Source organism: Pseudomonas emilianonis (genome assembly GCF_023072625.1).
Classification (GTDB): domain Bacteria; phylum Pseudomonadota; class Gammaproteobacteria; order Pseudomonadales; family Pseudomonadaceae; genus Aquipseudomonas; species Aquipseudomonas paraveronii.
The window spans coordinates 1-4,537 of sequence record NZ_JAKNRV010000388.1 but is presented as its reverse complement, the minus strand read 5'-3'; the positions used below and the strand labels follow the sequence as shown (position 1 = coordinate 4,537).

Sequence of the window (4,537 nt, the reverse complement as noted above, 5' to 3'; positions counted from 1 at the left end):
CGGCAGACAACGCTAGCACCAAGCGCCCAGCCAAGCCCGCGCCGAAAAAGCGCCCAGGCTTGAAACTGGTGGCGGACGAGCCGTCGGGCAAGCGCCGTGGCGCACCGGCCGGTTCTGGCCAGCGTCCGGGTTTTGGTCGCAAGAAGCCGCAGTGATGTAAGCGCTGCATAAAAACGCCAACCCTCGGGTTGGCGTTTTTTTTGGATCTGCATTTGCAATGCAATCAACGGTGGGAGGGGCGGTGGATTTGATCAGAACGCAAAGGTGCCATCGAACACCGGCTTGTCATCCAGCGCCAACACCCCACTGGCGAAGATCAAATCCAGGTGATGGCTGCCTTTCTGCCCGCCGCCCAACCCAAGGTGCAAGCCGCAGTGGCGTTCTTCGAACCCGGCGTTGCGCGCATACAGATCCTTGACCCCTTCATTGGTACCGATCCCCAGTTCCTCCACGCGGCGGTTCGAGGGGTTGGCGTTCAGGTACTTGTTGAAGTCGTCCGCCAGCCCGGGGACTTCACTGGCGACGCTGCAGATGGTCGAGTTTTCGATCCACAGCTCCAGCGGTGATTGCAGCACGCCATATTTGCGCGCGAAGGGGATGGTGCTGAGGAAGGTGCCGACAAACCGCACCTGACCATTGATGGCCTCGCTGTGGGTGGCGATCTCGCCGGGGGCCAGGTCATGGTTACCGATGCCGTTGATATTGGTCCACTTCTTGATGCTGTTCAGCGGCGCTTGCAGGCGTGAGCCGTGCCGGTCGGTGAAGCTCAGCAGCGTGGCCTGGGACATGCGCCGGATCAGCGTGGCGTTGAGGTCGGCGATGCGTTGTGGCTCTACGCTGAAGGTGTCGTAGAAATAGTCGCCGTAGTCCTTGAACAGCAGGGATTTCTTCCAGTGCTCGGCCATTACGCCGTGCAAGGCGCGGATAAAGTCCGGGCCTTCGGCGCGGGGGTTGGGCAGGGTCGAGGCGTCGTAGAAAAACAGGTACAGGTCGCAGGTGTCGATGGCCTCGGCCAGGGCGGCGCTGGGGGCCAGGTCCAGGCGCTGCACCTGGAGGTTGAAGCGCGCGGCACTGCTGTGGGTGATCGCCTGGGCAATGGCCTCGTAGCGTTCGGTATGGCCCAACAGCACGGTCGGACAGCTCAAGCCGCTGAGGGCCGGGTGGTGGGCGAGGTAGTAGAGAAAGTGTTCGACGGCGCGGGCCTTGTCCATGACGAGTGTCCTTCTGTGCCTTGGGTAAGGGGGCAGGTGCAGCGCACTGCACCTGCCGGATGCCTGCCGGGGATTAGAAAGGCCACATCGCCGTGCCAAAGGGCACGACGGCATCGGCTTGCATCATTTCAACGGCGGCCTCATGGGTCGGCGCTTCAAACCAATCGTCGAGTTGCAGTTCGGTTTCCAGGTCGTTTTCCAGTGCTTGCATGGTGTATCTCCTAGAGGACGTTGTTTGAGAACGGCTTGCCCGCGGGCTTCGCTGGGCAAGTGAAAGAACCTAGGTGAGAGTGTTTCGGAATGCAAAAAATTTATTGACACGGTCTCATTTGGATTTTTTGTTCTGTTTTAATGCGCGATTTTTCCCCATGCAAAACAGCGCACTGGGGCTGGCGACTGCTCGGATATTTCCTACCGCCAATTATTTGTGAACTGACAGATACAGGCTGGGTGTAACGCCAGTTTTCCGCGCTGTAACGATTAATTTACGTGAAGCGCGCGCGGTATCGGGCCGGCGCAGCGCTGTAAGGAATAGCTGACAGATTGTCGCGGTTGCTCGCCAGGGCCGTCCGCAAGCGGTCGAGCGGTGTACAATGCGCCGCGTTTTACTGTGACCCCCTTGCGTAACCACGCAAAAGGCCAAGACCTCAGGGTTTATCCACCCTGATCACTCCGCCTGGCCACGAGCCAGACGGGTTCGATTTCGTCACAGATAAAAACAAACAGGTGACGCATGACCGTTAGAACGACGCTGTATTCCTGGTGCCTGCGCTGGGGTTTGAGCGGCGCTGCTTGAGTCGCACATCAAGGCAGCAACCTGCATTCAACATTATCAAACCTTGCGTGAGAGCCTTTTCATGAGTGGACCCGATTCCTCTTCAGGCGAACTGAAACGTGGCCTGAAAAACCGTCATATCCAGTTGATCGCCCTCGGTGGTGCCATCGGCACCGGCCTGTTCCTGGGCTCGGCCGGGGTGCTCAAATCCGCCGGCCCGTCGATGATCCTGGGCTATGCCATCTGCGGCTTTATCGCCTTCATGATCATGCGCCAGCTCGGCGAAATGATCGTCGAAGAGCCGGTGGCCGGTTCCTTCAGCCACTTTGCCCACAAATACTGGGGCGGTTTCGCTGGCTTCCTGTCGGGCTGGAACTGCTGGATTCTGTACATCCTGGTGGGCATGTCGGAGCTGACGGCTGTCGGCAAATACGTGCATTACTGGTGGCCGGAGATCCCGACCTGGGTGTCAGCGGCGGCGTTTTTCGTGTTGATCAACCTGATCAACCTGGCCAACGTCAAAGTCTTCGGTGAGGCTGAATTCTGGTTTGCCATCATCAAGGTAGTGGCCATCGTCGGCATGATCGCCCTGGGCAGCTACCTGTTGGTCAGCGGCAGCGGCGGCCCGCAAGCCTCGGTGAGCAACCTGTGGGCACACGGCGGCTTCTTCCCCCACGGCGTGGGCGGGTTGGTGATGGCCATGGCGCTCATCATGTTCTCCTTCGGCGGCCTGGAAATGCTCGGCTTTACGGCGGCCGAAGCCGACCAGCCACGCACCGTGATCCCCAAGGCGATCAACCAGGTGATCTACCGCATCCTGATCTTCTACATCGGCGCCCTGGTGGTGCTGTTGTCGCTGACGCCGTGGGACAGCCTGTTGGTCTCCCTCAACGCATCCGGCGATGCCTACAGCGGTAGCCCGTTCGTGCAGGTGTTCTCGATGCTCGGCAGCAACACCGCCGCGCATATCCTCAACTTTGTGGTACTGACCGCCGCGCTGTCGGTGTACAACAGCGGCACCTACTGCAACAGCCGCATGCTGCTGGGCATGGCCGAGCAGGGCGACGCGCCGCGGGCGTTGGCGAAGATCGACAAGCGCGGCGTGCCGGTGCGTTCGATCCTCGCATCGGCGGCGATCACCCTGGTGGCGGTGCTGATGAATTACCTGATCCCGCAACACGCACTGGAACTGTTGATGTCGCTGGTGGTGGCTACGCTGGTGATCAACTGGGCGATGATCAGCTTCTCCCACTTCAAGTTCCGCCAGCACATGAACCGCACCGGCCAGGTGCCGTTGTTCAAGGCGCTGTGGTATCCGTATGGCAATTACCTCTGCCTGGCGTTCGTGGTGTTTATCCTGGTGATCATGTTGATGATCCCGGGGATTCAGGTCTCGGTGTATGCGATCCCGGTATGGGTGGCGTTCATGGGGTTGTGTTACTGGATCAAGAACAAGCGCAGTGCGGATCAGCGCCCGGCGACGGTAGTGCCGGCGGTGGAGTAACCGTTCGATGCTGTCGAGCAAACCCGGCCCTGTGCCGGGTTTGTTGTTTGAAGGGATGGGCGGGGCGCATTCGCGTATCCTTGGGCTCCCCTTAGAGGAACCCGTTGCTCATGCTGGTGATTTCCAACAACGTGCACCTGCCCGACGCCGAGATCGAGCTGACCGCCATTCGCGCCCAGGGCGCCGGCGGGCAGAACGTCAACAAGGTGTCGAGCGCGGTGCATCTGCGCTTTGATATTCCGGCCTCGTCGTTGCCGGAGTTCTACAAGGAGCGTTTGCTGGCGCTGCGCGACAGTCGGATCACCAGCGAAGGCGTACTGGTGCTCAAGGCCCAGCAATACCGCACCCAGGAACAGAACCGCGCCGATGCGCTGGAACGCTTGGTGGAGTTGATCCTCAGCGCCACCAAGGTGGAGAAGAAACGCCGCCCGACCAAACCGACCCTGGGCTCGAAGAAACGCCGCCTGGAATCCAAGACCAAGCGTGGCAGCATCAAGGCCGGGCGCGGCAAGGTCGACTTCTAGGCGTCGCGCGCCTTGCGGGCCTTGGGCGCTTGCCGGTATAGGTAGACACTCAGCAGCAACCCGCCCAAGGCGGCGAGGGCGGCGAACAGGAAAATCGACGCAAAGCCAAAGCCGGCCGCCACGGCCCCGGCCAGCGGGCCGGTGATCCCCAGCGACAAGTCGATAAACAGCGAGTACGCCCCCACCGCCGAACCCCGGCTGGATGCAGGCACCAGATTGACCGCCTCTACCCCCAGCGCCGGAAACACCAGGGAAAAGCCAAAGCCGCTCAGCGCCGCGCCCGCCAGTGCCAACTGGGCATCCGGCGCCAGCCACAGCAGCAGCAGGCCAAGCACCTCCACCGACAGGCAGGCAATGGCCACGCGAAAGCCGCCGATACGGTTGATCAAATTGCCAAACAACAGGAACGCCTCGACAAACGGCCGCACTTCCACCACCACCACGGACTGCGCACCCAGGATCAAACCCAGGTACACCGGCAACAACACCAACTGCAGCAACAACAGCACCGGCGTCGCGGCCA

Annotated in this window: 5 protein-coding genes and 1 pseudogene; 3 read left to right on the top strand and 3 right to left on the bottom strand. The window is 60.9% G+C overall.

The genetic code is table 11. The annotated features are described in order from the left end of the window. Window positions 1-155: pseudogene (locus L9Z73_RS25865) on the top strand (23S rRNA pseudouridine(2605) synthase RluB); the annotation flags it as partial. Between the two features lie 96 nt (window positions 156-251). On the opposite strand, the gene L9Z73_RS25860 reads toward L9Z73_RS25865, so the two are convergent. Then, a complete protein-coding gene (locus L9Z73_RS25860; protein WP_247407232.1) occupies window positions 252-1,211 on the bottom strand; it encodes a leucyl aminopeptidase in 960 nt (319 codons plus the stop codon). Between the two features lie 73 nt (window positions 1,212-1,284). After that, a complete protein-coding gene (locus L9Z73_RS25855) occupies window positions 1,285-1,422 on the bottom strand; it encodes a hypothetical protein (protein WP_003175756.1) in 138 nt (45 codons plus the stop codon). Between the two features lie 646 nt (window positions 1,423-2,068). Here L9Z73_RS25855 and L9Z73_RS25850 point away from each other — a divergent pair. Both L9Z73_RS25850 and arfB read left to right on the top strand, forming a co-directional pair. Beyond that, window positions 2,069-3,490, top strand: coding sequence for an amino acid permease (locus L9Z73_RS25850; RefSeq protein ID WP_247407229.1), 1,422 nt, complete (start codon window positions 2,069-2,071; stop codon window positions 3,488-3,490). A 110-nt stretch (window positions 3,491-3,600) separates the two neighbouring features. After that, window positions 3,601-4,014, top strand: coding sequence for an alternative ribosome rescue aminoacyl-tRNA hydrolase ArfB (gene arfB / locus L9Z73_RS25845; protein WP_016975416.1), 414 nt, complete (start codon window positions 3,601-3,603; stop codon window positions 4,012-4,014). On the opposite strand, the gene L9Z73_RS25840 is transcribed toward arfB, so the two are convergent. After that, a partial coding sequence (locus tag L9Z73_RS25840) for an MFS transporter (RefSeq protein WP_247407227.1) occupies window positions 4,011-4,537 on the bottom strand: 527 nt, incomplete at its 5' end. The two genes, arfB and L9Z73_RS25840, sit on opposite strands and share 4 nt — an antisense overlap.

Bases quoted from the DNA above. Each gene is read 5' to 3' on its own strand.
- L9Z73_RS25850 (WP_247407229.1), top strand. From the start codon at position 2,069: ATGAGTGGACCCGATTCCTCTTCAGGCGAACTGAAACGTGGCCTGAAA.
- L9Z73_RS25860 (WP_247407232.1), bottom strand. From the start codon at position 1,211: ATGGACAAGGCCCGCGCCGTCGAACACTTTCTCTACTACCTCGCCCAC.
- arfB (WP_016975416.1), top strand. From the start codon at position 3,601: ATGCTGGTGATTTCCAACAACGTGCACCTGCCCGACGCCGAGATCGAG.
- L9Z73_RS25855 (WP_003175756.1), bottom strand. From the start codon at position 1,422: ATGCAAGCACTGGAAAACGACCTGGAAACCGAACTGCAACTCGACGAT.